A 26,590-nucleotide genomic window follows, 5' to 3' on the forward strand; every position below is an offset into this window, starting at 1 on the left:
CGGGACGGGCGCCGTGCATCCTGCGCGGCAGCAAGCGGAGAGCGGGTTAAACGTGGCTGACGACATCTTCAGGGAAGTCGATGAGGAAATGCGCGCCGAGCGGCTGCGCGCACTGGCGCGGCGCTACATGATGCTGGCTGGCGTCATTGTCGTGGCCATCTGCATCGGTGGCGGGGCATGGCAGTACAACGCATGGCGCGTGCAGCAGGCGGACCAGGCCAGCGCCGACGCCTATTTCGCGGCGCTGAAAAATGCGACGGCGGCGCATGCCCCCGATGGGGACGTGACCGCGCTCAACGCCCAGCAGAAAACCGCGCTGACGCAGCTTGAAACGCTGGAAAAGACCGCCCGTCCGCCGCTGCGCGCGCTGTCGCGCATGGAACGCGCCGCCCTGCTGGTCAACAGTGGCGACACCACGCAGGCGCTGGCGCTGTGGGCGCAGGTGAACGCGGATCAGGCCGCCGATCCCACCATCAGTTCGCTTGCCGGACTTTTGTGGGTGCAGCACCAGATCGACACGGCGGATCCCGCGATGCTGCGGTCGCGACTGGCGCTGCTTGACGGGGCGCAGCAGCCGTGGCGTGGCCTTGCGCTGGAGTGCGAGGCCCTGCTGGACCTGCGCCAGGGGCATGAGGATGATGCCCGCCACCGGCTGGAACGGCTGAGCATGGACATGAACGTGTCTGACGGGGTGCGCACCCGCGCCGATGGACTGCTGCAGACGCTGGGGACCGGCCATGCCGGCGGATAAGGTGTCCCCCGGCATGGTACGCTCCCCCCACCCGACAGGCATGAACGCAATGAAAAAGACCCTGACCCGCCGCCGTACCCTGCTCGGGGCGGCGCTTCTGCCGCTGCTTGCGGAATGTACCGGCGGGACGCAGAAGAAAAAGCCGCTGCTGATCGGGCGACGGACGGATGTGCTCAGCACCGGGGCGGGCCTTACGGTCGATACGGACGAAACCGCCGCCGTGACGGTGCCCGCCGCGACACCGGTCAGCGCATGGCCGCAGCCGGGACTGACGTCGGGGCATGGGGGTGTGAACGTCGCATGGGCCGGCAACATGCAGCACCAGTGGAGCCACCGGATCGGCGCGGGCAATTCGGAACCTGAATTCCTGTCCTATGTCGCGCTGGGCAAGTCGGGGCGCGGCATGATCCAGTCGCCACCCGTGGTCCAGAACGGGCGGCTGTATGTGGCGGACGCGCAGGGCGTCATCCGCGCCTTCACATGGCCCGGCATGCACAAGGTCTGGGAATACAACCCCAAGCCGAAGAAGATGCTGTCGAACAACATCGGTGGTGGCCTCACCATTGATGGCGACACGCTGTATGTGGTCGATGGCATCGGGCAGGCGCTGGCGGTGGATGCGCATACCGGCAAGCTGAAATGGCGGCTGCAACTGGGGACGCCGGGACGTTCCGCGCCGACCTATGCCAATGGGTGCCTGTTCTTTGGCACCATTGATGAAAAGCTGTTCGCCGTGAATGCGTCCAATGGCGACATCCTGTGGACCTATACCGCCACGTCGGCCGACACCATCATCGCGGGACAGCCCGCACCCGCCGTGATGGACGGCGTCGTGCTGGCCGGGTTCGGCTCGGGCGACCTTGTCGCGCTGCGCGCCGAAGGCGGCGAGGTGGTGTGGGCCGATACGCTGGCCAGTTCCAACGGGCAGGGGGCGCTGATCGATTTTTCCTGCGTGCATGGCATGCCGGTCATCAGCAACGGCACGGCATACGCCATCAGCACCGGCTCTGTCCTTGTCGCGATCGACATGCGTTCGGGGCGGCGCCTGTGGGAACGCGCGATTTCGGGGCAGAACACTCCCGTTGTGATCGGGGACTGGATCTTCCTCCTGTCGATGGACGAGGAACTGGCCTGCCTTGACCGGGAATCTGGACATGTGCGCTGGATCACGCAGCTGCGCCAGTATGAGAACACCACCAAGCAGAAGGGCGGCGTCGTATGGACCGGCCCGCTGCTGGCGGGGGGGAAGCTTGTGTGCATCTCCAGCCTGCCGCAGAACGGTGTCGTGATCATAGACCCCGCGGTGGGGCACATCATGTCGCTGCATACCCTGCCTGATATCGTTACCGTGACCCCGATTGTTGTTGACGGGCTTATGCTCCTGCTCAACAACAGCGGCGGCCTCATGGCCTATAGTTGAGAAAGTTCCAGTCGTGACCTCATCATTCCCGTCCGATCCGGGGCACGACCTGCCCGTCGTGGTCATCGCCGGCCGCCCCAATGTGGGCAAGTCGACGATCTTCAACCGTCTGGTCGGCCGCCGTCAGGCGCTGGTCGCGGACACGCCCGGCGTCACCCGTGACCGCAAGGAGAGCGAGACCACCGTGCGTGGCCGCCGTATCCGCCTGATTGACACGGCCGGGCTGGAGGAAGCCGCCCCCGACACGTTGTTCGGGCGCATGCGTGCGTCGTCCGAATCCGCCGTGGCGATGGCGGACCTCGTGCTGTTCTGCATAGACGCGCGCGCGGGCATCACGCCCGCAGACGAACATTTCGCGGCATGGTTGCGCAGGCAGGGCCGTCCGGTCCTCGTCCTTGCAAACAAGGCGGAGGGGCGGCAGGGCGCCGCCGCCGCGATGGAGGCATTCTCCCTCGGGCTGGGCGCGCCGCTTGCGATCTCTGCCGAGCATGGCGAAGGCCTTGCCGACCTGATGGGCGAAATCGCCGACCGTATCCCCGACGGCCCGACACAGCCGCGCCGCCCGTCCCGGCGCGAACGGGCCGAGGGCGAGGATGAGGAGGATATCCGTCCGCCCGGTCCGCTGCGCCTTGCCATCGTGGGACGGCCGAACGCGGGCAAGTCCACGCTGCTCAACCGCCTGCTGGGCGAGGAACGGATGATCACCGGCCCCGAACCGGGGCTGACACGGGATTCGGTGTCCGTCATGCTGCATGACGACGAAGGTCCGATCCAGCTTGTCGATACCGCCGGGCTGCGACGCAAGGCCCGCATTGACGAGACGATGGAGAAGATGTCCGTCTCCGCCTCCATCGAGGCGCTGAAGATGGCCGAAGTCGTCATCCTCGCGCTTGATGCGACGCTCGGCGTGCATGAGCAGGACCTCCAGATCGCCCGCCTGATCGAGCGTGAGGGGCGGTGCTGTGTCCTTGCGCTGAACAAGTGGGACGCGGTGGAGGATCGCAACGCCACCCGGCAGGCCATCCGTGACCGTATCGAGACATCCCTCAGCCAGATGAAGGGCATTCCCGTCGTGGCGTTTTCCGCCCTGACCGGGGCCGGGGTCAACAAGCTGCTGCCGACCGTGCGCCGTGCCTATGATGTCTGGAACCGCCGTGTGCCGACGGGGGAACTGAACCGCTGGTTCGAAATGATGGTTTCGCGCCATCCGCCGCCGCTGGTGCAGGGACGGCGGCTGAAGCTGCGCTATATCACGCAGGCCAAGTCGCGGCCGCCGACCTTCATCCTGTTCGGCACCCGGACCGACCAGATGCCCGAGGATTACCAGCGTTACCTGGTCAATGGCCTGCGCGAGGCGTTCGACCTGCCGGGCACGCCGATCCGCCTGCTGCTGCGCGGTTCGCAAAATCCTTACGCGCCGACGAAATGACACTCTGAGCCAGAGGTAAAAGTTTTTGGACGCCGCCTTTTTTGAAAAGGCGGCGTTCTTTGAAGCTTTTTGAAAAAAGCTTCACCAAAAACTTTCTTATGATTCTGCGGTATGTCAGGCAACCAGTGACGCCAGCAGCGTAAACAGCAGTCCCAGCACGGCGATCAGGGTTTCCACGACCGACCATGTGCGGATGGTCTGCCCCACCGTCAGGCCCAGATATTCCTTGATCTGCCAGAACCCCGCATCATTGAGCGGGCCAAGGGCGACCGACCCCGCGCCCGTGACGATGACCATCAGTTCGGGCGAGACCCCGTGCGCATGCAGCAGGATCGGCCCCACGATTCCCGAAGCCGTGCTCATCGCCACGGTGGCGGATCCTGTGGCGACGCGCACCACGACCGCCAGCAGCCACGCCAGCACCAGCAGAGGCACATGCGCGCCCAGCGCCAGCGTGGTGATGGCCGATGAAATCCCGCTATCGACCAGTTCGCGCCCGAACCCGCCACCCGCGCCGACCAGCAGCATGATCAGCGCGGTCGGGCCAAGGCACTCATTGGTGAATTTCAGGATGGTCGCGCGTGAAAAGCCCCGCGCGATTCCCAACACGTAAAACGACAGCACTGTCGCGACGGCCAGTGCGATGTCGGTATTGCCGATGAAATGCAGGAAACCGTTGGCCGTCCCGCCCGGATGTGACAGCAGGTCCGCCATTGATCCCACCAGCATCAGCAGGACCGGGCACAGGATCGAAAATACCGTGGTCAGGAACGGTGGCAGGTTCGTGGGGGCCTTGTCGGTGACGAACTGGCTGGCAAGCGCCGCCTCGTCCGTCGGTCCGATCCGTGGGGCGATGAACCGGGCATAGACGGGGCCGGCTAGGGCCGCGACCGGTGTTCCGATCACGGCGCCCCACAGGATGGTGCGGCCCGTATCCGCGTGATAGGCCGCCAGCGCCAGCAGCGTTGCGGGATGGGGCGGGATCATCGCATGGGTAACCGACAGCGCCGCCCCCATGGGGAGCGCCACCATCAGCAGCGGTGTCTGCGTGCGTCGCGCAAGGGTGAAGGCCAGCGGGATGAGCAGGACGAACCCGACCTCGAAAAAGACCGGGAGGCCGACCAGAAGGCCGATGACCATCATGGCCCAACTGACGCGGCGCGGGCCGGTGATGCGGGTGATGGTCAGGGCGATCTGGTCCGCGCCGCCGGATTCCGCCAGCATCTTGCCCAGCATCGTGCCCAGCGCGATGACGGTGGCGACATGGCCAAGCACCTTGCCCGCGCCTTCCTCGAAGGAGGAAATGGCCTTTTGCGGCGGCATGCCCGCGCATAGTGCAAGCAGTACCGACACGCCGAACAGCACGATGAACGGATTGATCCTGCAACGCCCGATCAGCACGACCACGGCGAGTATGGCCATGGTGGCCAGGGTAACGGCAATGAAAGGGGACATCATCACATCTGGAAAATTATTATTGTCGGGTGATCTGTCGCGACATGTGCCGCATGCGGAGGCGGAAGGCGATCATGGAACACGACCATGGCATAACATGGGCGATGTTACGCACGACGCGGCGGTACGGTGTCCCCGTGTCGGGATGGTGACTGGAAAAATAAATCCTTTTCCATAAGCTGCCCGGACATGCCCGACATGGGGAGACATCCGTGTGGCGGTAGCATCGCGAGCAATGACAACAGTTGCAAATAACAAGACAGAATGAAAGACGCCCGCGCTTTCATCATAAGAACCGGATAAGGAAACTGTCATGTCGTCACTTCAGCCCCCGGAACCGGTAACACGGCAGGAGGGGGCGCAGGCCTCTTCCGAATTCCTGGCCCGTTCCGTGGGTGTCAGCCTTCTGGCGGCCCTTGCCGGACTGATGTTCGGCCTTGATACGGGGGTCATCGCCGGTGCCCTGACCTTCATCGGCGATGAATTCCATGCCTCGGCACAGATGCAGGAATGGATCGTCTCCTCCATGATGGCGGCTGCCGCCGTGGGGTCGATCGTGGCGGGGAACCTTTCGTTCCGTTTCGGACGGCGCAGGGCGCTGATGGGGGCAGCGATCCTGTTCCTTGCCGGGTCGATCACCTGCGCGCTGGCGCCGTCCGTCTTGGTGCTGGTCATCGGCCGCGTCTTCCTGGGCCTTGCGGTCGGGATCGCGGCATTTACCGCGCCGCTCTATATTTCCGAGGTGGCGATGGAATCCGCGCGCGGGTCGCTGATTTCATGTTACCAGCTGATGATGACGCTGGGCATCTTCCTTGCCTATGTCGTGGACAGTTTCCTGTCCTATGGCGGGCACTGGCGGTGGATGCTGGGACTTATGACGCTGCCGGCGGTGGTGTTCTGCATCGGGTGCCTGTTCCTTCCCGACAGCCCGCGCTGGCTGATGATGCGTGGCGATACGCGCCATGCGCGCCTTGTCATGCGCTACCTGCGTTCCAGCCCGCAGGAGGCGGATCGTGAAATCGACGACATCGCCACGGAACTGAAGAAGGAACACGGCAATGTGTGGACCTTCTTTCGCACCAATCCCAATTTCCGCCGCTCCGTCGGGCTGGGGATGCTGCTGCAGGTGATGCAGCAACTGACGGGCATCAACGTGCTGATGTATTACGCGCCCAAGGTGTTTCAGGCCGCGCATTTCGGGGTCGCGGCCGCCACCTGGTCCACGGCCATCATCGGGCTGGTGAACATGGCGGCGACGGGGCTTGCGATCCTGTTCATCGACCGCTGGGGGCGCCGGCCGCTGCTGCTGCTGAGTTGCGTCGTCATGACGCTGAGCATGGCGGTCGCGGGCGCGCTGGTGGCGATGGGGGCCTCGACCCTGCCGCAGGAAATCGGGATGGTGGTGGCGCTTTTGCTGTTCGTCGCGGGATTCGCCATGGGGGCGGGGCCGCTGGTGTGGACGCTGTGTTCGGAAATACAGCCGCTGCGCGGGCGTGATTTCGGCATCGCATGTTCGACATTCACGAACTGGGCCGCCAACTGGCTGATCAGCAACACGTTCCTCTCGGTCCTCGAGATGCTGGGGGAGGCGCGGACCTTCTGGCTTTTCGCGCTGATGAACGCGATATTCATCGTCATTACCCTTGGCTTCGTGCCAGAGACCAAAGGTGTTTCCCTCGAGGCGATCGAGGATCACCTGATGAAGGGGCGCAGGCTGCGTGACCTTGGTCGCTGATGCCGGTTGCCGGGGGAGTGTTGACCCAATGGCGGAATTGCAGGTTTCATGATTATCCGGACTGACGAAACATTCGATATCGACACGCCCTCAGGCCGGATGCGCCTGCATGTCTTCCGCCCCGTGGCGGAGGGCCGATACCCCGGCATTGTCCTGTTTTCCGAGATCTATCAGGTCACGGCCCCCATCCGCAGGCTTGCGGCCATGGTGGCGGGGCAGGGATATGTCGTCGCGGTGCCTGAGGTATACCATGAATATGAACCCGCGGGCACGGTGCTGGCCTATGACAGGGCGGGCACGGATCGGGGTAATGAGCTGAAATATACCAAGCCGCTTGCGGCCTATGACCATGATGCCCGCGCCGCGGTGTCGTGGCTGGTGGATGACTGCACGGCCTGTTCCGGGCAGGTTGGCACGCTGGGTGTCTGCCTTGGCGGGCATCTGGCGTTTCGTGCCGCGTTCGATGCGCGCGTGCGGGCGGCGGCATGCTTCTATGCCACCGATATCCACTGTGCCTCCCTTGGGGCGGGGAAGCATGATGATACGCTTGAACGCATGTCCGGAATCGGTGGGGAGGTGATGATGGTCTGGGGGCGTCAGGACCCGCATGTCCCGTTTGCCGGCCGGCAGTTGATCCGTGAGCGGATGGAGCAGGCCGGGCTACGGTACGAGTGGCATGAGTTCAATGCGCAGCATGCCTTCCTGCGTGATGAGGGGCCACGTTACGACGCGGCGCTGTTCCTGCAGTCCATGGACATGGCCAGGGCGCTGTTCCATCGCAACCTGACATGATGATGACAGGGCGGGGGAACATGTTTCCCCGCCCGCAGCGGTTCAGGGCGCGCCGCGCGTCAGAAGTCCGGCCACCAGCACCAGTGCGACGGCAAGGCCCGTTTCACGGTTGAAGCGGAACAGGCGCAGGCATTGCGGTGCGTCATGTTCGTCCAGGCGCATGACCTGCCATGCCAGCAGGGCGGCCGGCAGCGGCAGCCCCGCCCAGAACCCCAGCCCCTGATGCGACAGGGCACCTGCCGCCGCAATCCCCACGAGTGCCAGCGCGTAACACGTCCCGACGAATCCACGCGCCCGGTTCACCATCAGGCGCGAGGTGGATTTCACCCCGATCCGGGCATCGTCTTCCATGTCCTGAAAGCCGTAGATCGTATCGAACCCCAGTTGCCAGACGATGGTGGCGGCATAGAGCACGCCCTGCGCCATATCGATCCGGTCCGCCGCCGCCGCGTATCCCAGCGGCGCGCCAAACCCGAACGTAAAACCCATGACCAGTTGCGGCCACCACGTCACCCGCTTGGCCAGAGGATACAGCGCCACGAGCAGGAGCGAGGAGGCGCCGAGCACCCGTGACAGCGGATTGAGGCACATCAGGATATTGAACCCGATCAGCAGCAGCGCGATCAGGAACAGCCCGGCCTCGCGCATGCGCAGCGCGCCGCTGGCCAGCGGGCGCCCGGCAGTGCGCGCGACCATGCGGTCGATGTCGCGGTCCCACATGTCATTGACCACGCACCCCGCCGCGCGCATGACGATGCTGCCGATGCCGAACAGCACGATCAGGCGCAGGCGTTCGCGTGGTGCCACGCCGGCGGGCAGCAGGATGCCCCACACACCCGGCAGGAACAGGAGCCACGTCCCGATGGGCCGGTCGAGGCGCGCAAGCAGCGCATAGGGACGCAGGGGCGCGGGAAGACGTCCGATCCAGCCGTCAGTACGGATGTCGGTATGCGACGCGGACTGGGTCACGACATGTATTCTCCCGGCTGTGCGGCCCGACATGACGATGACGCCGGGCGACCTGGCTGCTAATGCGGACACAGATGGGCCGGATGATCGTGCATGGTCAAGTCCGCGCCATGACGTGAACCACGAAGACAGGCGGAAACGCCACGGAGCGAAGGAAACATCATGAGGGACAGTCCCCGCCTGTTCATGGACCCGCAGGCATACCCGCAGATGCAGTCCGGCATGGTGATCCGGCTGGAGGCGGACCGCGCGCATTACCTGGGCAATGTCCTGCGCCTGGGGGCAGGGGCGCGCGTGGTCGTGTTCAACGCCCGCGATGGCGAATGGTCCGCCACCATAGAGACGCTGCGCCGTGATCGCGGGGAAATCCGCCTTGTGCACATGGATCGCCCGCCCTGCGTGACGCGGGGGCCGGATATCCTGTTCGCGCCGCTCAAACGCGATGCGACCGAAATGGTCATCCGCATGGGAACGGAACTTGGCGTAGGCTGTTTCCATCCCGTCATTACGGAACGCACCAATACCCATCGCCTGAACGGGGCGCGCCTGTCGGCCATCGCGCGGGAGGCCAGCGAGCAGTGCGAACGGCTCGACGTGCCCGCCATCCGTCCCATCCGGCCGATGACGGATGCGATTGCGCACTACCCGGCGGATATGCAACTGTTCGTTGCACTTGAACGTCTGGACCCCACGGCACAGGAAGATGAAATTCCCCGTGCGCGTCCCGGCGATGCCCTGCTGATCGGTCCGGAAGGCGGGTTCTCGCCCCCGGAGCAGGCGTTCCTGCGCCGCCAGCCTGTCACACGGGTCCTGTCGCTCGGCCCGCTCGTGCTGCGGGCGGATACGGCGGCGGCGGCGGGACTGGCCCTGCTGGGGGCTGGCATCCGCAGGGAACCGGCCGGAGGGGATTGATCCGGTCGCTCTCTGGCATAGGGACCAGATCCGGTCCACAATGGTTTCGCACTTTTCTGTAACGAGGATTCCCGCCACGTCATGTCCAATCCTGGCGACCAAGATACAACTCCGATCGAATCGGTTACCCAACTGGCCGGCCTGCTGGCTGCGGGGTCAAAACCACAAGATGCGTGGCGGATCGGCACGGAACATGAGAAATTCGGCTTCATACGGCCCCAGGCCACGCCGCCGGGCCATGCGCCCTGGCTGCCCCCCCCGTATGAACCCGGTGGCATCCATGCCGTCCTGTCGGGCCTGCGGGATCAGGATCGCGGGGCATGGCACGATATCCGCGACACGGGCGCGCTGATCGGCCTGAAGGGGCGCGAGGCGCACAGGGGGGCGTCAATCTCGCTGGAGCCTGCCGGGCAGTTCGAACTTTCGGGCAGGCCGCTGGTGGACCTGCATGAGACCCGGGCGGAGATGCAGGAACATTTCGACAGCCTGCGTCCCATCAGCGACCGGCTGGGGCTGGGGTTCGCGCCGCTGGGCTTTCATCCCTTCGCCCGGCGCGAGGACATGCCCGCCATGCCCAAGAGCAGGTACGCCATCATGCGCAACTACATGCCCAAGGTCGGCACGCTGGGGCTGGACATGATGCTGCGGACCTGCACGGTGCAGGTCAATCTCGATTTCGCGTCGGAACAGGACATGGCGCGCAAGATGCGCGTCTCCCTCGCGCTGCAGCCCGTGGCCACCGCCCTGTTCGCGAACTCGCCATTTTACGAGGGCCATCCCAATGGCCTGCTGTCGAACCGTGCCCATGTCTGGACCGACACGGACAACCGGCGTTCAGGCATGCCCCTCGAATTCTTCGCCCCCGGTTTCGGGTTCGAGGCGTATGTCGAATGGCTGCTGGACGTGCCGATGTATTTCGTCATGCGCGACGGGCGGATCCACGATGTGGCCGGCCGTTCCTTCCGCGCATGGATGAAGGGTGACAGCCAGCAGGGCCTTGAAGGGCTGACCCCGACCGTGGGCGATTTCGAGGACCACATGACCACGGCCTTCACTGATGTCCGGCTGAAGCAGTTTCTGGAAATGCGTGGCGCGGATGCCGGGTCGCCGGCGATGATGCTGGCGCAGTCCGCGCTGTGGGTCGGCCTGCTGTATGATGATGCAGCGCTGGCCGCAGCGGATGCCCTTGTGCATGAACAGCCGTGGGAAAGCTATCGCGCCCTGCGTGCGGCGGTGCCGCGCCTTGGTCTGCATGCGCCGTGGGCGGGGGGCGTGCTGCGTGACCTTGCGAAACGCATGGTCGAAATCGCCACGCAGGGGCTGCGTGCCCGCGCGCGAAAGGATGCCGCCGGACGGGACGAGGCACATTACCTTGACCCCCTGCATGAAATCACCCGTGGCGGGCCGACGCAGGCCGAGGCCTGGCTGCAGGCCTATCATGGCCGCTGGGGCGGGGATGTGACCCGTATCTTCGACGAAGCCGCGATCTGAACCCATCGCATGATGGGATTTGCATGGGGCCGGTCATCAGGAATTGATGGCCGGCCCCATGTATGTACGGACCCTGTCTTGTATTGCGACGCGCTCTCAATTCCTGGTGCCAGTAATGTTCTCGTGTTATTGATCGTTCTTGTGGGCTGTTATTGTATAATGAGAATTATTTTCGTCTTGTGAAATGGCTTGAATGCGATAACTTCTTTCTGCATACAGTAATTCATGCGCAAATTCTCGACATTGACGGATCAGGAAATCCTTGCCCTCGCCATTTCGAACGAGGAAGAGGATGGTCGCATCTATTCTGATTTCGCCTATGCCATGCGGGAGAAATTTCCCGACACCTCGAAAATCTTTACCGACATGGCGAAGGAGGAAGACCAGCATCGCCGTGACCTGATCGACCTGTACGCCAGCAGGTTCGGGCAGCATATTCCCCTGATCCGGCGGCAGGACATTGCGGGCTTCCTGATCCGCAAGCCCGCATGGCAGATCCAGGGGCAGGGGATCGATGCGGTGCGCCGCCATGCGCGGCAGATGGAACTCGACGCGGCGCGGTTCTACCGTCAGGCGGCGACACGCACGACCGATATCGCGACACGCAAGCTGCTTGGTGACCTCGCGCTGGCGGAGGACCGGCATGAACAGGCGGCGGGCGCCATCGAGCTCGACCGGCTTCCCGCCTCCAAGCGTGAGGAGGAGGATGAGGACGCCCGCCGCCGCTTTGTCCTGCAGATCATACAGCCCGGCCTTGTCGGGCTGATGGATGGCTCCGTCTCCACGCTGGCGCCGGTCTTTGCCGCCGCCTTTGCGACGCACCTGCCGTGGAATGCGTTCCTCGTCGGAATGGCGGCTTCGGTCGGGGCAGGGATTTCCATGGGCTTTGCGGAGGCGCTGTCCGATGATGGCAAGCTGTCTGGCCGTGGTGCGCCGCTGCTGCGCGGGCTGATCTGCGGGCTGATGACGACGGCGGGGGGAATCGGCCATACGCTGCCGTTCCTGATCGATAATTTCACCACCGCCCTGATGGCTGCCGTTGTTGTTGTGGTGCTCGAACTGTTCGTCATTTCATGGATACGCTGGCGGTATCAGGATACGCCGTTCGGGTCCGCCATCGTGCAGATCGTCATTGGCGGTGCGCTGGTGTTCGCCGCAGGCGTCCTGATCGGCAGTTCCGGCTGATGCGCCAGCCCCTGTCCGCGCTTTGCCTTGATCTTGACGAAGTGATGGGGCACGCACGTGCATGTGCTTTTTCTGGCCGGACAATTTCCCGATGAAACACCCTGACCGTTTCCACCTTTCGCGCCTGTGGGGCCTGTGCCCAGTCGTGCTGGCGATGCCGTTGATGCTCGGCCTGGGGACATATGCCCATCCGGCCCGGGCACAGGCGCAGATGGTCGTGGGGGCGTCGGATCAGGATCATGCCCTGATCACCCGAATCGAGGAACACCTCAATACCATTACGCTGCTGACCGCGAAGTTCCACCAGGTCGCATCGGACGGGAAGCAGTCCACCGGCACCGCATGGCTGGACCGCAGGAACCGCCGCATGCGCTTCCAGTATGACCCGCCCAGCCCGCTGCTGCTTGTGGCCAACCATGACCAGGTTGTCTTCAATGACAGTGAACTGGGCCAGACGACCACGATGCCGATGGACAAGACGCCGATCGGGCTTCTGCTGCGCCCGCATCTGGCGCTGTCGGGGGATGTGCAGGTCACGGCGCTGCTGCATGAAGGGCCTGAGGTCGAAATCACACTGGTGCGCACGGACTCGCCCGGTGATGGCAGCCTGACGCTCATTTTCCATGAGGACAGGGGACTGCTGCTGCGGGGATGGATCGTTCAGGACGCGCAGGGGGAAAGCACGCGGGTGGACCTGCTGCATGCGTCCGTGGGCGGGGCGGAACCGCCGGACAGCCTGTTCAATACGGATATTGGCGACAAGTAAGGGCAGCGGCCCTGCCGGTTGCCTTAATCCTGCGCGCGCGTCAGTTCCAGTGCGCGGGCATAGACGGTGCGCCGGGGCAGGTTGACGATCCCGGCCACCAGTGACGCCGCATCCTTGATGGACAGGGACTTCAGGGCCTCGCGCAGGTGGGTGTCGAGATCCTGCGGCCCCGTATCGTCGGCAGGTGGCGGCCCGAGGATGACCGTTATTTCCCCGCGTGGGGCATGTTCCTGGTAATGCTGCGCCAGTTCGCCCACCGGACCACGCCGGACTTCCTCAAACCTCTTGGTCAGTTCTCGTGCGACCGCCGCCGGGCGGTCCGGGCCGAACACCGCCGCAAGGGAGGCGAGCATGTCCGCGAGGCGATGCGGGGCCTCGTGCCAGATCAGCGTTGCGCAAAGTCCCGCCTGCTCCGCCGCGCGCAGGACCGACAGGTTTTCGCGCCGCGCGGTGTCGCGTGGCGGCAGGAAGCCGGAAAACAGGAACGGATGGGGGGGCAGGCCCGACAGGGTCAGTGCCATGACCGCCGCATTGGCGCCCGGCACGGCCGTGACGTGTCCGCCACCCGCAATGACGGCGCGTACCAGGCGGTATCCGGGGTCCGACATCAGGGGCGTGCCGGCATCGGAAATGACCGCGATCCTGCGGCCTTCATTCAGCAGTTCAAGCAGCGCGGGAATGCGTTCCTGCTCGTTATGGTCATGCAGGGGGCAGGTGCGGGTCCTGATGCCATGCGCCTGCAGCAGTTTCGCGCTTGTGCGCGTATCTTCGCACAGGATCAGGTCGGCTTCGTTCAGGCACTGTACCGCGCGCGTGGAAATGTCGCCCATATTGCCGATCGGCGTTGCCACCAGCGTCAATATGCCCCCATCATGTGATGACATGACCTGTATATCCTCTCTCTCCGCATGACGCGGCTTCGCATCTCCGCTATGGATCGTCGCTGGTCGAGATTGCAAAGGCGAAAGACATGAGTCGTCAGACATTGGTAACCCGCAAGCTTGGACAGGATCCTGTTTCTGCCATGCAGGGATTTCCTTGCAAGGCCTTATTGCTGGCCGGGGTGCTTATGTCCACGCTTGCGGCGTGTGCCGGTGGGGGGGAAGGGGGAAAAACACCCCATGCCGGACGCAATGTCGGCGTGTTGCTGCCGCTGACCGGCAACAATGCACGGCTGGGCCAGGAAATGCTCAGCGCGGCGCGCATGGCCATGAACACGCCCACGGCGCCCAAACTCGACGTCCATGACACGACGGCACCCGGTGGGGCCGCCGCCGCCGCGCAGGCCGCGGTCAAGGCAGGGGACGGGATCATCCTGGGCCCGTTGACGGCAGGTGATGCAACGCAGGCGGCAGCCATGACGGCGCAGGTCAACCTGCCGATGCTTGCCTTTACGTCAGACGTGTCCGTCGCGCGCCCCGATGTCTGGATACTGGGGATTGCGCCCGAACAGCAGGTGCGCCGCATGGTCGGGGCCGCCGTGAGGGAAAACCGGCAGCATTTCGCGGCCTTCCTGCCCAATACGGCGCTGGGCCACGCCATGGGCGATGCCCTGAAGCAGAGCTGTAGCGAACATGGGCTGCAATCGCCCCAGATCATGTATCATGGCGCGACCGCCGCTGAAATTACCGAGCAGTTGAAGACGCTCTCCGCCTTTGAAAGCCGGGCCGCCACTGCCGCGGCACAGGCGGCAGCGGCAGCACCAGCGCAGTCCGCGCCGCCGGAGGGTGTCGATCCGGCCAGTCCCGAAGCCGCCACGATGGATGCGGCTCCCTCCGCCACCACCACCCAGCCATCCACTGACGTGCCCCTGCCGCCACCGCCATTCGATGCGCTGCTGCTGGCGGATACGGGACTGCAGCTGGGCCATGTGATCGAGGGGCTGCGTGCGGCGCAGGTGTCCTCCACCCAGACGCGCATCATGGGGCCGGGCCTGTGGGGGGCGTTCGCGGGCAAGCTGGCCTCGTTGCAGAATGCCTGGTATGCCGCGCCGGACCCGGCAAGCCGGCAGCATTTCGTGCAGCTTTTCATGGCGCAGTACCATCACATGCCGACCCCGCTGGCCGACCTGTCCTATGACGCGGCGGCACTGGTGAAGGCACTGGACCAGGCACCACGGACGGGTGGTGCGAAAAATGGCTATTCGTTGCAGGCCCTGACCCGCAACGAAGGTTTCTCAGGGGTGGATGGCGTTTTCGGCTTCACGGCCAATGGCCGCACACGCCGCGACCTGGCGATTTTCCAGATCCTGCCCGAAGGTGGCAGCCAGATGGTGCAGGCCCCTTCAGGGCGGTTGCAGAACGGAACGAACTGACGGGAACTCTGCCCGTTCGGAGGCGTCAGTTGGGATAGCGGGCTGCGGCAATCATGCCGCAGCAGTCGCGCCACAGGACAGCACCGGACGGATGGCATACAATGCCGCTTCGAAACTGCGATACGATGACAGGCGGCGGTCGCGCAACTGGTCGATCAGGACCCAGCGCATGCCCTCGGGCTGGATCATGTAGGCCGGGTCAGCATTTTCACGCACCCAGACCAGCACATGTTCAATGCCATCGCCTTCCTCGGCGGAGGCGACATCGACATCGCACAGTCCCATGCAGGTGCCTGCTTCCAGCCAACGCATCAGGTATTCGTAATGACGGGGGAGAAACCCCTGCCGAAGCGGAATAACATTGGAGGCAGAAATCTGATGATCCATCATGCTCATAATGTCGGCCCTCTGACATATCCTATGCGTTAACGGCACGTCTCGACCGTAAGTCTTGCATGAGTGCTTGCCAAACTGAATCTGTCTCGGGAAGCCGCAGAAAGAGGCAGAAATTGCCGACCGTGACAAAAAAGCAATGCTTTGTTGCGCTTTAGAGTCATTAAATGGTTATTTATTGTTCAGATGCCTATTCCATCGGCGGTGCAGCCAGAGCCAGTTGCCCGGATGTTGGCGTATTTTCTGTTCAATGTAGTCATTGACCATCTGTGTCAGCAGTTGCTGGTCGCGCTTGCGTTCGCCCGTATCGGGAAGTTCCAGCGGCGCGGAAACATGGACGCGCAGGCGCGCGGGGCCCAGTCGCTCCACATATCCGGCAATCACCGGGCATTTCTGCCGCAATGCCATCGCGGCCATGGCACTTGCCGTCATGGCGGGCTTGCCAAAGAATCGGGCCTCGATTCCGTCATTCATCTTCTGGTCGACCAGCATCCCCAGGTTGCCGCCACGGATCAGGTGTGCAAGCGCCTGCCGTGCGCCACGCGCACCCTTGGCGAACAGGGGGACGGCCTGTCCCATGGCCTCGTCACGCAGGTCGCACAGCATCCGGTCCACGTAGGGATTGTTGGGCGCGCGGTAGAAGGAGGAGAATGCAAGCCCGTAGCGTGCCACGGCGGGTGGCAGCATTTCCCAGTTGCCGATATGTCCAGACACGAACATGACCGGCTGTCCCGTATGGGCATGGGCGCGCAGGTGTTCTTCCCCCACGACGTCCCATCCCGGACCGGAGGCCGGGTTGTGCGGCAGGCTGGCAAGGTGGGGGAGTTCCCCCGCATTGCGGCCGATATTTTCCCACATGTCGCGGATGATGCGCCATCGCGACCGTCGGCCCAGGTGCGGCATGACATATTGCAGGTTGGCGTCGGCCACCTTTGAAACCGGCAGCCATGGCCCGACCAGTCGGCACAGCCATCCCGCCGCGTTGGAAGCATGTTCGGGCTTCATGCGCCGCAATCCGGCCAGCAGCAGGGACAGCAGCGCCGCCTCCACCCACATGCGGCGTGGTAGCCTCCGGTCGCGCGACGCGCTCATCGGCCCGCTCCGCGCAGCCATGCGTCCAGCAGGCGTTCGGGCGCCTGTGGGTCGGCCCAGCGGAGGGAAACGCCAACCGGCGTGACCCGTGCCTGAAAATCGGCGGGCAGGCGGACAAAATCCTTGGGTGTCGTCACCAGTCGGGCCTTCATGTCGTGGGCGGTCTTCAGCAGTTGCGCCAGTTCGGCGGGACGGTAGGGGTGGTGGTCGGCAAAGGCGACGGTGTGCTGCACATTGACGCCTGACTGGCGCAGTCCGTCGAAGAATTTGGAAGGCCGTCCGATCCCCGCGAACGCCACGACAGGACAGTGCGGGGGAAGGGCGGTCCCGTCCTGTTGCAACATTGCATGATGGCAGGGCAGGACGGATGGCAGGGCATGCAGCAGGCCTGTCCGGTCCGCCCCGATCATGAGCAGCGCCTGCGCGCGTGACAGGCCAGTGGCCACGGGTTCGCGCAGGGGGCCTGCCGGCAGCACGCAGCCATTGCCGAACCCCTGGTATCCATCCACCACCACGAGCGAGAAATCACGCCGCAGGCCCGGATTTTGCAACCCGTCATCCATGAGGAGGCAGTCCGCCCCGTCCGCGATGGCAAGGCGTGCCGCCTGCGCCCTGTCCGCACCGGCATAGCATGGGGCCACGGTTGCCAGCAGCAGGGCCTCGTCCCCCACGTCGCGTGCGGTATGGCGTCCCACCTGCACGCGCGTGACCTGCCGGATGTTGCCGCCATATCCCCGTGTCAGGAAGACGACCCGGTGGTTGCGGGCGACAAGGCGGCGGCCAAGGTCCAGCGCCACGGTCGTCTTGCCGGTGCCCCCCACCGTCAGGTTGCCACAGCACAGGACGGGAACGGGCGCGCACCACGGACGGCGGCGCTGGCGCCACATGCCGATGGCGGCATAGAGCCATGAGAACGGAGACAGCAACAGTAACGGCACCCTGCGGGAGCCTGCCTGCCATTCCCAGAAGCGGGGGGCCTGCATCAGCGATACACCACCTTCAGGATGCCTGCGGCGACACGTCGGGCAACCTGCGTATCACTGGTCGCGGCAGTGCTGCTGGCGGCGATGGCGGCGTGCATCCTGTCTTCGTCTGAGAGCATGTCCACCACCCAGCGCGCCAGTTCATGCGCGTCCGTCACATAGGTCACGGCGTCCCCCAGCATCGCGAAGGCCTGCCGGAAATTGGCGATGGCGGGACCGCTGGCGATGGCGTTGCCAAGGCGTGCGGGTTCCATCGGGTTATGGCCACCGCCCTGTAGCGCGGGCAGCAGGCTGTTGCCCATCAGGACAGGGCAGTGCAGGGCGTAGAACAGCCCCATTTCCCCCAGCGTATCGCAGATCCATATGTCATCGCGTGCAGTGGGGACCTGCCCCAGCGCGCGGCGCGGCGTCTGCGGCCCCGCAAGCGGCATCAGGGCAGCGCCGCGTTCGGGATGGCGCGGCACAATGATCGTCAGCAGGTCCGTGACCTGTTCACGGGCGAGTGCTGCGGCCTGCAGGACAATCTCTTCTTCCCCCGGATGGGTGGATGCCGCGATCCAGACAGGCCGGTTGCCAATCTGCCGTTTCAGCAGGGCAGGGTCGATGTCGCTGCGTGATGCCGGGACCGCATCCTTGAGGTCGCCCAGCAGCGCGATATCGGACCGGCCCAGCGCCTGCAGGCGCCGCGCATCTTCCACCGAACGGGCGCAGACCCATGCAATCGCGCGGAGCATGGCGCCCACAAGGCACGGCAGTCGCCGCCACATGGCATAGGACCGATCGGACATGCGTGCGTTGACCAGGATAACGGGCACGTCTTCCTGCCCGCAGGCCGCGATCATGTTCGGCCACAACTCGCTTTCCGTCAGGATCGCCCCATCGGGATGCCACGTACGCACGAACCGCCTCATCCATGCCGGTACGTCAAGCGGCATGAACTGGTGGATGACCCGTATGCCAGTCGGCAGTTCCGCCATGCGCCGTGCCAGCAGGGATGCCGACGTGGTCGTGGCGGTGGTGACAAGGAAATGCAGGTCGGGCCGGTCATGATGCAACGCGGCGATCAGCGGAAGGATGGACAGGGTTTCGCCCACGCTGACGGCATGCAGCCACAGGAGCGGCCCTTCGGGACGCACATGGGTGGCGATGCCCCGCCGTTCGCACACACGGGCGGCAATTTCCTTTCCCCGCCTTATGCGCCGGTCAAGGTATGGCCGGAGCATGGGGGCGAGTGCCGTGGCAATGCCCGCCCACAGGGCACACGACAGTCGGGCACATATCCTGTCGCGGAAGGTCAGGCTGCCTCGTTGCGGTACGCGCGTCTGCATGTCCCTGCGGTAGCATGGGCAATGCCGGGGTGAAAGCACAAGCTCATGCCTGTGGCTTCACCCCGTAAGGGCCTCAGGCATCCAGAAAGCGGCGAAGGCCAAAGCCCTGGGGCTTTTCGTTCAGGACGGAGGGCTGGTAGGCCACGGTGAAACGCGTATGTGCCTTTTCCCATACGGACGGGTCCGCCCCGTCGGCAAGTTCGACCGTGGTGATGCCACAGCGCAGCATGAACTCATACTGGTCAGGCAGGGCATGGCCCGTGGCGCGGATTTCCCCCGTGAAATGCAGGTGTTCACGCAGGGCGCGGGCCTGCGTGAAGGCCCGCCCGTCACGAAAGCCGGGGAAATCCACACTCACCAGCGCCAGTCGTGGCAGCACGGTGCGCAGGGCCGCAACATCCTCGTCAGGCGTCAGGCGCACCCCCACCGGGGCATTGCCCGCGCGCGCCAGCGCCTCTTCCACCCGGGCAAGCGGCACGATGACAGCCCCGTCCGCAGGGCAGGGGGCATCATCGGCAGGCTGTGTCCACGTATCCGCGACAATCCGGCCATTTTCAAGTAGTGGCATAGACAGCATCCTTGAAGACGGCAGCGCCAAGCCGCCGATAGGTATCAACAAACCGCTCACCTTCATGCCGATGCACGAGATACGCATCAATCAGGGCCGCGATGGCGTCCACGGTCTCGTCCTCAGGCAGGGCCGGGCCGATGATCTGGCCGATGGCCGCATCGTTTTCCCCTGAACCGCCCAGGGTCAGCTGGAAATATTCCTCCCCGCGCTTGTCCACGCCAAGGATGCCGATATGGCCCGCATGGTGATGCCCGCAGGCATTGATGCAGCCGGAGATGTTGATGCGCAGCGCGCCAATGCGTTCCTGCAGGCCGGGGTCGGCGAAACGTGCGCTGAGCTTCTGGGCAATGGGAATGGAGCGTGCATTCGCGAGCGAGCAGTAATCCAGCCCCGGGCAGGCGATGATATCCCCCACAAGGCCGATATTGGGCGTCGCCAGTCCCGCTGCCGCCAGTTCCCGCCACAGTTCCTGCAACTGGTCCTCCCGCACATGTCCCAGCACGACGTTCTGCATGTGGGTAATGCGGATTTCACCAAAGCTGTAGCGTTCGGCAAGGGCGGCGATGGTGTCCATCTGGTCCGCCGTCACGTCACCCGGAATGCCCCCGTCGGGCTTGAGCGAAATCACGGCGGAAATGAATCCGCTGACCCGGTGCGGGTGCGTGTTGGTGCGCACCCAGCGGTCGAACGCGGGGGTGCGTGCGCGATCGGCCTGCAGCCGTTGCGCCGCATCCGCAGGGGCCTGCAGGTCCGGCACGGCGAAGCGTGCGCGGATGCCCGCGACAATGGCCGGGTCCAGACGGTAGCGCGCGCGGTCCATCTGCGCGAATTCGGCATCGACTTCCTCGCGGAAACGCTCGATCCCCAATGCCTGCACAAGGATCTTGATGCGGGCCTTGTACATGTTGTCGCGGCGTCCATGCGCGTTATAGACACGCACGATCGCCTCCAGCCACGCCAGAAGGTCTTCTTCCGGCAGGCCGTCACGCAGCAGCACGCCGATGATGGGGGTCCGGCCCAGGCCACCGCCGACATAGACATCGAAGACCGCGCGCCCGTCCTCGCCAGGACGCGCGACAAGGCCGACATCGTGGAAACGTGCCGCCACCCGGTCATGGGGGCTGCCGGTGATGGCGATCTTGAATTTGCGCGGCAGGAAGGAAAATTCCGGATGCAGGGTGGACCACTGCCGCAGGATTTCCGCATGGATGCGCGGGTCGAGCACTTCGTCCGCCGCGGCCCCCGCGAATTCGTCGCATGTCACGTTGCGGATGCAGTTGCCGCTGGTCTGGATGGCGTGCATGTCCACGTCCGCCAGACGGCCAAGGATATCGGGCGTATCCTCCAGCCGGATCCAGTTGAACTGGATGTTCTGCCGCGTGGTGAAATGCCCGTAATCCCGGTCATAGGTCCGCGCGATATGCGCAAGTTCGCGCATCTGTGCCGCACCCAGCATGCCATAGGGGATGGCCACGCGCAGCATGTAGGCATGCAGTTGCAGGTACAGGCCGTTCATCAGGCGCAGCGGCTTGAACTGGTCCTCGCTCAGTTCGCCCGAGATCCGGCGCGCCACCTGGTCGCGGAACTGTTCCACCCGCTCACGCAGGAACGTGCGGTCCACCTGGTCATAGGCGTAGCGACCGACGGCGGGCGCCACGGCTGTCTGGGACATTGTGTCAGACATGGGCTGTCTCCTCATGGGAGGGAACGAACTGGGGATGCACGGTCGGGCCAAAGGCACGGATACGCTCACGCACCGTAAGCGGCATGATCCCCTCCGCCCCGTCCGCAAGCTGCACGCCATACACGCCCACGACGCCCTGTTCCTGCTGGTTGCGGGCGGTATCGGCGATCACGGCCTCGATCCTGTCATTCGGCCAGACCGCGGCACGGGCGATATCAACGGACCATGTGCCCTGGTCCGTCAGCCAGACGATCCGCCCGTCGAGCAGGCGATTGGCCGTGACAACGCTGGAACCTGTTGTTGTGCGGCGGTTGTTCCTGACATCCACTTCTGGTCAATCCCTTTCAGGCGAGGCAGGCACTGGCATTCCACCCTGCTGGATGGAGAGGCGCGTGATTCATACGGGTGTGCACGTATATTTTATATTTCCCCATGACGCCAGACATATCGACCGCAGCCACGGGCGCGGCGGCATGGGAAAGGGCGGGCGAAGCAGTGGGAAAACCCGTCCGCCTCGCCCTGTTCCTCAGGTCGCGGGTGCGGCCTTGCGGTCCAGCGCGGTCGTCTCCGCAATGAACGTGACAAGGTCACGCGCACTGGCGGCGGCATCGCGGTTTTCGGTCGCAAGCCGCAGTTCGGGCTTTGCCGGGGCCTCGTAAGGGGCATCGATCCCGGTAAAGCCGGAAATCTTTCCTGCCCGCGCCGCTGCATACAGGCCCTTCGGATCGCGCGATTCACAGGTGGCCTGGGGGGTATCGACAAACACCTCGTGGAATTCATCGCCCACGATCTGGCGTGCGAGTTCCCGATCCGCAACCGTGGGGGAGATCAGGGCGACAAGCACGACCTGCCCGCTGTCGGCAAGGATGCGCGCCACCGCCGCCGCACGGCGGACGTTCTCGCGCCGGTCGGCCTCGCTGAAGCCAAGGTCGGAACACAGGCCCGCGCGCAGCGTATCCCCGTCAAGCACGGAGACATCGACCCCGCGGGAGAACAGTTGCACCTCCGCCGCGCGGGCGATGGTGCTCTTGCCCGCGCCGGGCAGGCCGGTCATCCAGAAGACGCCGCCATGGTGCCCCTTGGCCTGCGCGCGGTCCCACGTGGACACCGTGCTGCCGGTCGGGTGGATGGCCTTCGTCCCCCTTGCGATCTCCGCCACCCCGATCAGCGGCACGCCACCGACGATCTGCTGGTTGCGGTCCACAAGCACGCCGCGCCCGTCCGCCGTGCCCGGCAGGAAGGGGTCGAACTGCATCGTTTCCGACACCGCAAGGGTGATTTCGGCAAAGCCTTCGGGCGGGACGACATCGGCGGGATGTTCGGTCAGGTCCTCAAGCCGCACGACGGAATCGATGGAGGCCACCGTCACCTGATGTTCCGCCGTCGCCAGGCGCAGGCGGAAGCTTTCACCCACGCGCAGCGGTTCCTGCCGCAGCCAGAACAGGCGCGCGCGCACCCGTGCCCCCTGCAGCGGGGCCTCGCCGGGCGGGAACAGCAGGTCGCCACGGTCGGGGATCACGTCGGGTTCCAGCGTGATGGCCACCGACTGCCCCGCAATGGCGGAGGTCTGCGGCGCAGTGTGCCAGCTTTCGATGGTGGCGATCTTTGCAACCGTGCCATGGCGGCCGATGACGACGCTGTCGCCGATGCTGATGCGGCCGCGTTCGATGCGCCCGACCACGACGCGCTGCGCGTCAAAGCGGTAGACATCCTGCACCGGCAGGCGCAGCGGCAGGTCGGAACGCGACGAGGGCGCGGGGACAAGCGCCAGCGCTTCTGTCAGGGTCGGACCCTTGTACCAGGCCATCCGTTCCGAACGCGATGCGATGTTGTCGCCTTCGCGCGCGGAGGCGGGCACGAACAGGGTCGGTTCGATCTCCAGTTGCTTGAGCAGGGCGGCGACGCTCTTTTCCGAAGCGGTGATCTTCGCCTCGTCGTAATCGAGCAGGTCCACCTTGTTCATCAGCACGATGACATGGCGGATGCCGATCAGGCGCAGCAGCATCGCATGGCGGCGCGTCTGCTCCTGCGCACCTTCGGCGGCATCGACCACCAGCACGGCGGCTTCGGCATCGGCGGCGCCGGTAATCATGTTGCGCAGGAACTGCCGGTGGCCCGGCGCATCGACGATCACGAACTGCCGCTGTCCCAGGCGGAAGGGGATGCGCGTCGAATCGACCGTGACCCCCTGGTCGCGTTCGATCTGCAGGCTGTCGAGCAGGAAGCTCCATTCAACCGACAGGCCGCGCTTGGTGCTGGATTCGACGATCTGCGCCACGCGTCCGTCAGGCAGACTGTCGGTATCGTACAGCAGTCGCCCGATCAGGGTGGATTTGCCATGGTCCACATGCCCGACGATGACGATCGGGGTTGCGGCCTCCTGCGAGACCGGAGGGGAAATCGTATTCATGTCCTTGATGCTCCGCTCGGCTCGACGTTCACAGGTAACCGGCAACACGAAGGCGCTCGAACGCGTCTTCGGATTCATGGTCCATCGCGCGTCCCGCCCGTTCCGACGTGCGCGAGGTTTCCAGTTCGGCAATCACTTCGGCCACCGTGCTGGCGTTGCTTTCGACGGGATTGGTGATGTCCTGATCCCCGAGCGAGCGGTAGCGCTTGCCATTCTTGGAGAAATACAGGTCCACCAGCGGAATGCCCTCACGCTCGATATAGCGCCAGATGTCGATCTCCCGCCACGCCAGCAGGGGATGGACGCGGATGTGCATGCCCGCTTCGTGCGGGGTGGCGTACTGGTCCCAGAATTCGGGCGGCTGGTTGCGCACATCCCACTTGTGGCCCGCGCCACGGGGGCTGAAGACGCGCTCTTTCGCGCGGGTGGCCTGCTCGTCGCGGCGGATGCCAGCGATGACGCCCGCAAGCTTGTATTTCTCGATCATCGCGGCGAGGCCCGCCGTCTTGCGCGCGGCCGAACGGGCGGCCGGCGGCAGGGTCGGGTCGATTTCCTCCACCGCCGGGCAGTCGCCAAGCAGCAGGTCGAGGTTCCACTTCTTGGTGTATTCGTCGCGGAACTGGTACATCTCGGGGAATTTCTTGCCCGTATCGACATGCATGACCGGAAACGGCACGCGCCCAAGGAACGCCTTGCGCGCAAGCCATACCATCACGTTGGAATCCTTGCCCAGCGACCACAGCATCGCCAGCGGCTTGAGCTTGCGATAGGCCTCGCGGAGGATGAAAATGCTCTGGGCTTCGAGCTGATCAAGATCGTCCATGGACTTGCAGACCTTCCTTTCCGGGGAAGAAATAGGGGCGGGATGAGAAGATGGAGACTGGTTTACCATAAGGTTGGGGATGTGGCCTTGCCGTGAGGGTCAGGAAACCTTGCGGACATGGATGCCGCATTCGGTCTTGTTCTGTCCCGCCCACCGGCCGGAGCGCGGGTCCGCGCCAGCATCGACGGGCAGGGTACACGGCGCGCAGCCGATCGAGGGATAGCCACGCAGGCTGAGCGGGTGGCGCGGCAGGTTCCGGCGCGTCATCTCGGCATCGAGCTGGCGCGGGGTCCATTGCGCCAGCGGGTTGACCTTGATGCGGCCGTCCTCGGTCATTTCCACGACGGGCAGGTTGACGCGGGTGGCGGCCTGCGAACGCTTGCGCCCGGTGATCCACCCGTCGAAGGGGATCAGCGCCTCGTCAAGGGGTTCAACCTTGCGCAGGGCGCAGCAGGCGTCAGGATCGAAGGCCCACAACTGTCCTTCCGGGTCGCGGTTACGGATCTGCGCCGGGTCGGGGTGGATGTCATGCACGTTGGTCAGGCCAAGGAAACGCGCAAGTTCCTGCCGGTATTCCAGCGTTTCGGGAAAATGCTGCCCGGTCTGCAGGAACAGGACGGGCACCGCCGGGTCGATTTCCGCGGCCATGGCCAGCAGGACGGCGGATTCCGCGCCAAAGGACGATACCAGCCCGATGCGCCCGCGCATCTCTCCCGTCAGGGCGATCCGCAGGACGTCATGTGCCGTATTTCCCTCGGCCTGCAGTGACCGTATAATTGACGGATCAACCCGCACCTTGCAATCTCCCTCCACGGTTCACGATATTAAATCGTTATTTTGGTGAGGAGTTAATCACTATTTCCCACGGATGCAAGGGGAATAATGTGCGTCCCCCGGTTTACGCATGGCAAGCCCATGCGTTCGGGAGGACTTAATGCACTATTTTTAATCGTGCATTAACGGCTCATGAAAACCGACAGTTTCCCGTTCTCCAGCACGTGGCGCGTCACCCCGCCAAGGATCATCTGGCGCAGGCGGGAATGGGAATAGGCCCCCATGACCATCATGTCCGCATTGAAATCGTGGTATGCTTCCAGCAGGGCGGCGCCGACGCTGCGGCCTTCGGCGTGGAATTCGTGCATCGTCGTATCCACGCCATGGATGTCGAGATAGTGCCTGACGTGACGCGCCTCCGGGCCAAGCCGCTGGTAGCTGCGGCTGTAGAGGATGCGCACCTCCTCCGCCTCGACGATCCAGGGCAGGGCATGGCGCAGGGCGGTCGCGGCTTCTGTCGTGCCGTTCCATGCGATGCAGATGCGCCGTCCCACGCTGACGGGGCGTTCGATCGGGGCGACGACGACGCACCGTCCGCTGTCGAACAGCGTGGCATGCAGCGCATCGGAGGAGGAGACCTGCCCGCTGGCCCCGGTATTGCGCACGATGACGATGTCGGACATCCGTGCCTGATGGGCGACAACGGTGTACATGTTGCCCGCCATGGCCGTGAAGCTGGCGCTTGGCCGGTCCATCGGGATGGTTGACAGCGCGGAGCGCGGGGCGACGAGAGGCAGGCCCGCATCCTCGATGAAGCTGTGGAATGCGTGGCGGACTTCCTTGAGGTGCCCGGCACTTTCATGCAGGGCGGCGGCGATCATCTCCTGCACCATGGCCCCTGACAGGCCTTCGCCCGCCATGGGGCTGACCTCCTGCCAGTCGCTGCCGACATGCAGCCCGGCAAGGTGGGCGTTGAAACGCTGTGCGAACATGACCCCGATGCCCAGGGCGCTTCCGGCATTTTCCGCGCCTGACAGTGGCAGCAATATCTTGCGGATGTGCATGCACGCCCCTTTCATGGCCGTTTCCCGATCTTTTTTCGTGGGTTGTGACACTCACTCTTTCAGGAAACGGATGAAGGGGCCGCAAGTTCAGGGATAAAGACGCTGCCTGGTCCAGTCGTTGCCGCCCGTGCGGGTCCATGTCGCGCGGTCATGCAGGCGGTAGGGGCGATCCTGCCAGAATTCGAAACTGTCGGGCACCAGGCGGAACCCGCTCCAGTTGGCGGGGCGGGGGATGGGGGTGTCCTCCGT

Annotated in this window: 25 protein-coding genes; 10 read left to right on the plus strand and 15 right to left on the minus strand. The window is 64.6% G+C overall.

Annotated features, from left to right (window positions below; genetic code table 11):
* Positions 1-52 precede the first annotated feature (52 nt).
* Genes KMAL_RS09180 through der form a run of 3 tightly spaced genes read left to right on the plus strand, consistent with a single transcriptional unit; the run spans position 53 to position 3,600 of the window.
* Positions 53-751 carry a tetratricopeptide repeat protein gene (locus tag KMAL_RS09180; RefSeq protein WP_110095409.1) on the plus strand — a complete coding sequence of 233 codons (699 nt, stop codon included), beginning with the start codon at positions 53-55 and terminating at the stop codon, positions 749-751.
* A 49-nt stretch (positions 752-800) separates the two neighbouring features.
* Positions 801-2,171, plus strand: coding sequence for an outer membrane protein assembly factor BamB family protein (locus tag KMAL_RS09185; protein ID WP_110095410.1), 1,371 nt, complete (start codon positions 801-803; stop codon positions 2,169-2,171).
* A gap of 13 nt (positions 2,172-2,184) precedes the next feature.
* Positions 2,185-3,600: a ribosome biogenesis GTPase Der gene (gene der / locus KMAL_RS09190; RefSeq protein WP_110095411.1), complete on the plus strand. Its 1,416-nt coding sequence runs from the start codon at positions 2,185-2,187 to the stop codon at positions 3,598-3,600.
* A gap of 114 nt (positions 3,601-3,714) precedes the next feature.
* On the opposite strand, the gene KMAL_RS09200 is transcribed toward der, so the two are convergent.
* Positions 3,715-5,055 carry a GntT/GntP/DsdX family permease gene (locus KMAL_RS09200; protein WP_110095436.1) on the minus strand — a complete coding sequence of 447 codons (1,341 nt, stop codon included), beginning with the start codon at positions 5,053-5,055 and terminating at the stop codon, positions 3,715-3,717.
* A 313-nt stretch (positions 5,056-5,368) separates the two neighbouring features.
* Between KMAL_RS09200 and KMAL_RS09205 the strand changes: the two genes are divergently transcribed.
* Positions 5,369-6,790, plus strand: coding sequence for a sugar porter family MFS transporter (locus tag KMAL_RS09205; RefSeq protein ID WP_110095413.1), 1,422 nt, complete (start codon positions 5,369-5,371; stop codon positions 6,788-6,790).
* 48 nt (positions 6,791-6,838) lie between these two features.
* Positions 6,839-7,582 carry a dienelactone hydrolase family protein gene (locus KMAL_RS09210; RefSeq protein WP_110095414.1) on the plus strand — a complete coding sequence of 248 codons (744 nt, stop codon included), beginning with the start codon at positions 6,839-6,841 and terminating at the stop codon, positions 7,580-7,582.
* 42 nt (positions 7,583-7,624) lie between these two features.
* On the opposite strand, the gene ubiA is transcribed toward KMAL_RS09210, so the two are convergent.
* Positions 7,625-8,551 (minus strand): 4-hydroxybenzoate octaprenyltransferase, encoded by a 927-nt coding sequence (gene ubiA / locus KMAL_RS09215; protein WP_180999785.1) that lies wholly within the window; start codon positions 8,549-8,551, stop codon positions 7,625-7,627.
* Positions 8,552-8,713: 162 nt separating this feature from the next.
* Here ubiA and KMAL_RS09220 point away from each other — a divergent pair, with 162 nt between their 5' ends.
* From KMAL_RS09220 to KMAL_RS09235, 4 genes are all read left to right on the plus strand, one after another.
* Positions 8,714-9,463, plus strand: coding sequence for a 16S rRNA (uracil(1498)-N(3))-methyltransferase (locus tag KMAL_RS09220; RefSeq protein ID WP_110095416.1), 750 nt, complete (start codon positions 8,714-8,716; stop codon positions 9,461-9,463).
* Positions 9,464-9,544: 81 nt separating this feature from the next.
* Positions 9,545-10,954, plus strand: coding sequence for a glutamate--cysteine ligase (locus KMAL_RS09225; protein WP_110095417.1), 1,410 nt, complete (start codon positions 9,545-9,547; stop codon positions 10,952-10,954).
* Positions 10,955-11,179: 225 nt separating this feature from the next.
* Positions 11,180-12,139: an iron exporter MbfA gene (mbfA, locus tag KMAL_RS09230; RefSeq protein ID WP_110095418.1), complete on the plus strand. Its 960-nt coding sequence runs from the start codon at positions 11,180-11,182 to the stop codon at positions 12,137-12,139.
* 91 nt (positions 12,140-12,230) lie between these two features.
* Positions 12,231-12,905 (plus strand): LolA family protein, encoded by a 675-nt coding sequence (locus KMAL_RS09235; protein WP_239020048.1) that lies wholly within the window; start codon positions 12,231-12,233, stop codon positions 12,903-12,905.
* Between the two features lie 23 nt (positions 12,906-12,928).
* Here the strand turns inward: KMAL_RS09235 and rsmI are convergent, their stop codons facing one another.
* Complete coding sequence (gene rsmI, locus KMAL_RS09240) at positions 12,929-13,789, minus strand: 16S rRNA (cytidine(1402)-2'-O)-methyltransferase (protein WP_110095419.1); 861 nt, start codon at positions 13,787-13,789, stop codon at positions 12,929-12,931.
* A gap of 140 nt (positions 13,790-13,929) precedes the next feature.
* Between rsmI and KMAL_RS09245 the strand changes: the two genes are divergently transcribed.
* The gene (locus tag KMAL_RS09245; protein ID WP_239020049.1) at positions 13,930-15,219 is read left to right on the plus strand and encodes a penicillin-binding protein activator; all 1,290 of its coding nucleotides are present in this window, start codon (positions 13,930-13,932) and stop codon (positions 15,217-15,219) included.
* A 51-nt stretch (positions 15,220-15,270) separates the two neighbouring features.
* On the opposite strand, the gene KMAL_RS09250 is transcribed toward KMAL_RS09245, so the two are convergent.
* The 12 genes from KMAL_RS09250 to KMAL_RS09305 all read right to left on the minus strand — a co-directional run.
* The gene (locus KMAL_RS09250) at positions 15,271-15,609 is read right to left on the minus strand and encodes a hypothetical protein (RefSeq protein ID WP_110095439.1); all 339 of its coding nucleotides are present in this window, start codon (positions 15,607-15,609) and stop codon (positions 15,271-15,273) included.
* A 174-nt stretch (positions 15,610-15,783) separates the two neighbouring features.
* Entirely contained in the window at positions 15,784-16,704 is a 921-nt protein-coding gene (locus KMAL_RS09255; protein ID WP_110095420.1) for an LpxL/LpxP family acyltransferase, read from the minus strand.
* Entirely contained in the window at positions 16,701-17,687 is a 987-nt protein-coding gene (gene lpxK, locus KMAL_RS09260; protein WP_110095421.1) for a tetraacyldisaccharide 4'-kinase, read from the minus strand. The genes KMAL_RS09255 and lpxK overlap by 4 nt, the downstream gene beginning before the upstream one ends.
* Positions 17,687-19,015 (minus strand): 3-deoxy-D-manno-octulosonic acid transferase, encoded by a 1,329-nt coding sequence (locus KMAL_RS09265; protein WP_110095422.1) that lies wholly within the window; start codon positions 19,013-19,015, stop codon positions 17,687-17,689. The genes lpxK and KMAL_RS09265 overlap by 1 nt, the downstream gene beginning before the upstream one ends.
* Positions 19,016-19,088: 73 nt before the next feature.
* Positions 19,089-19,583 (minus strand): DUF934 domain-containing protein, encoded by a 495-nt coding sequence (locus KMAL_RS09270; RefSeq protein ID WP_110095423.1) that lies wholly within the window; start codon positions 19,581-19,583, stop codon positions 19,089-19,091.
* Positions 19,570-21,258, minus strand: a complete 1,689-nt coding sequence (locus KMAL_RS09275) for a nitrite/sulfite reductase (RefSeq protein WP_110095424.1) — start codon at positions 21,256-21,258, stop codon at positions 19,570-19,572. The genes KMAL_RS09270 and KMAL_RS09275 overlap by 14 nt, the downstream gene beginning before the upstream one ends.
* 4 nt (positions 21,259-21,262) lie before the next feature.
* A complete protein-coding gene (locus tag KMAL_RS09280) occupies positions 21,263-21,598 on the minus strand; it encodes a DUF2849 domain-containing protein (RefSeq protein WP_110095425.1) in 336 nt (111 codons plus the stop codon).
* A gap of 198 nt (positions 21,599-21,796) precedes the next feature.
* Positions 21,797-23,680 carry an adenylyl-sulfate kinase gene (gene cysC / locus KMAL_RS09285; RefSeq protein WP_110095426.1) on the minus strand — a complete coding sequence of 628 codons (1,884 nt, stop codon included), beginning with the start codon at positions 23,678-23,680 and terminating at the stop codon, positions 21,797-21,799.
* 28 nt (positions 23,681-23,708) lie between these two features.
* Positions 23,709-24,503: a sulfate adenylyltransferase subunit CysD gene (cysD, locus tag KMAL_RS09290; RefSeq protein WP_110095427.1), complete on the minus strand. Its 795-nt coding sequence runs from the start codon at positions 24,501-24,503 to the stop codon at positions 23,709-23,711.
* A gap of 99 nt (positions 24,504-24,602) precedes the next feature.
* Positions 24,603-25,298 (minus strand): phosphoadenylyl-sulfate reductase, encoded by a 696-nt coding sequence (locus KMAL_RS09295; protein ID WP_110095428.1) that lies wholly within the window; start codon positions 25,296-25,298, stop codon positions 24,603-24,605.
* Between the two features lie 161 nt (positions 25,299-25,459).
* On the minus strand, positions 25,460-26,341 hold the full coding sequence (locus tag KMAL_RS09300) for a universal stress protein (RefSeq protein ID WP_110095429.1): 882 nt from the start codon (positions 26,339-26,341) through the stop codon (positions 25,460-25,462).
* 87 nt (positions 26,342-26,428) lie between these two features.
* Positions 26,429-26,590: pyridoxine 5'-phosphate oxidase C-terminal domain-containing protein (locus KMAL_RS09305; RefSeq protein WP_275403675.1), on the minus strand; the 162-nt coding region annotated here is incomplete at its 5' end.

The organism is Novacetimonas maltaceti (genome assembly GCF_002906255.1).
In the GTDB taxonomy this organism is placed as follows: Bacteria; Pseudomonadota; Alphaproteobacteria; order Acetobacterales; family Acetobacteraceae; genus Novacetimonas; species Novacetimonas maltaceti.

What these genes read in the sequence shown, in the direction of transcription:
- KMAL_RS09185 (WP_110095410.1), top strand. Translation starts at nt 801, where the DNA reads ATGAAAAAGACCCTGACCCGCCGCCGTACCCTGCTCGGGGCGGCGCTT.
- KMAL_RS09200 (WP_110095436.1), bottom strand. Translation starts at nt 5,055, where the DNA reads ATGTCCCCTTTCATTGCCGTTACCCTGGCCACCATGGCCATACTCGCC.
- KMAL_RS09205 (WP_110095413.1), top strand. Translation starts at nt 5,369, where the DNA reads ATGTCGTCACTTCAGCCCCCGGAACCGGTAACACGGCAGGAGGGGGCG.
- KMAL_RS09210 (WP_110095414.1), top strand. Translation starts at nt 6,839, where the DNA reads ATGATTATCCGGACTGACGAAACATTCGATATCGACACGCCCTCAGGC.
- KMAL_RS09220 (WP_110095416.1), top strand. Translation starts at nt 8,714, where the DNA reads ATGAGGGACAGTCCCCGCCTGTTCATGGACCCGCAGGCATACCCGCAG.
- KMAL_RS09225 (WP_110095417.1), top strand. Translation starts at nt 9,545, where the DNA reads ATGTCCAATCCTGGCGACCAAGATACAACTCCGATCGAATCGGTTACC.
- mbfA (WP_110095418.1), top strand. Translation starts at nt 11,180, where the DNA reads ATGCGCAAATTCTCGACATTGACGGATCAGGAAATCCTTGCCCTCGCC.
- KMAL_RS09235 (WP_239020048.1), top strand. Translation starts at nt 12,231, where the DNA reads ATGAAACACCCTGACCGTTTCCACCTTTCGCGCCTGTGGGGCCTGTGC.
- rsmI (WP_110095419.1), bottom strand. Translation starts at nt 13,789, where the DNA reads ATGTCATCACATGATGGGGGCATATTGACGCTGGTGGCAACGCCGATC.
- KMAL_RS09245 (WP_239020049.1), top strand. Translation starts at nt 13,930, where the DNA reads ATGCAGGGATTTCCTTGCAAGGCCTTATTGCTGGCCGGGGTGCTTATG.
- KMAL_RS09250 (WP_110095439.1), bottom strand. Translation starts at nt 15,609, where the DNA reads ATGATGGATCATCAGATTTCTGCCTCCAATGTTATTCCGCTTCGGCAG.
- KMAL_RS09255 (WP_110095420.1), bottom strand. Translation starts at nt 16,704, where the DNA reads ATGAGCGCGTCGCGCGACCGGAGGCTACCACGCCGCATGTGGGTGGAG.
- lpxK (WP_110095421.1), bottom strand. Translation starts at nt 17,687, where the DNA reads ATGCAGGCCCCCCGCTTCTGGGAATGGCAGGCAGGCTCCCGCAGGGTG.
- KMAL_RS09265 (WP_110095422.1), bottom strand. Translation starts at nt 19,015, where the DNA reads ATGCAGACGCGCGTACCGCAACGAGGCAGCCTGACCTTCCGCGACAGG.
- KMAL_RS09270 (WP_110095423.1), bottom strand. Translation starts at nt 19,583, where the DNA reads ATGCCACTACTTGAAAATGGCCGGATTGTCGCGGATACGTGGACACAG.
- KMAL_RS09275 (WP_110095424.1), bottom strand. Translation starts at nt 21,258, where the DNA reads ATGTCCCAGACAGCCGTGGCGCCCGCCGTCGGTCGCTACGCCTATGAC.
- cysC (WP_110095426.1), bottom strand. Translation starts at nt 23,680, where the DNA reads ATGAATACGATTTCCCCTCCGGTCTCGCAGGAGGCCGCAACCCCGATC.
- cysD (WP_110095427.1), bottom strand. Translation starts at nt 24,503, where the DNA reads ATGGACGATCTTGATCAGCTCGAAGCCCAGAGCATTTTCATCCTCCGC.
- KMAL_RS09300 (WP_110095429.1), bottom strand. Translation starts at nt 26,341, where the DNA reads ATGCACATCCGCAAGATATTGCTGCCACTGTCAGGCGCGGAAAATGCC.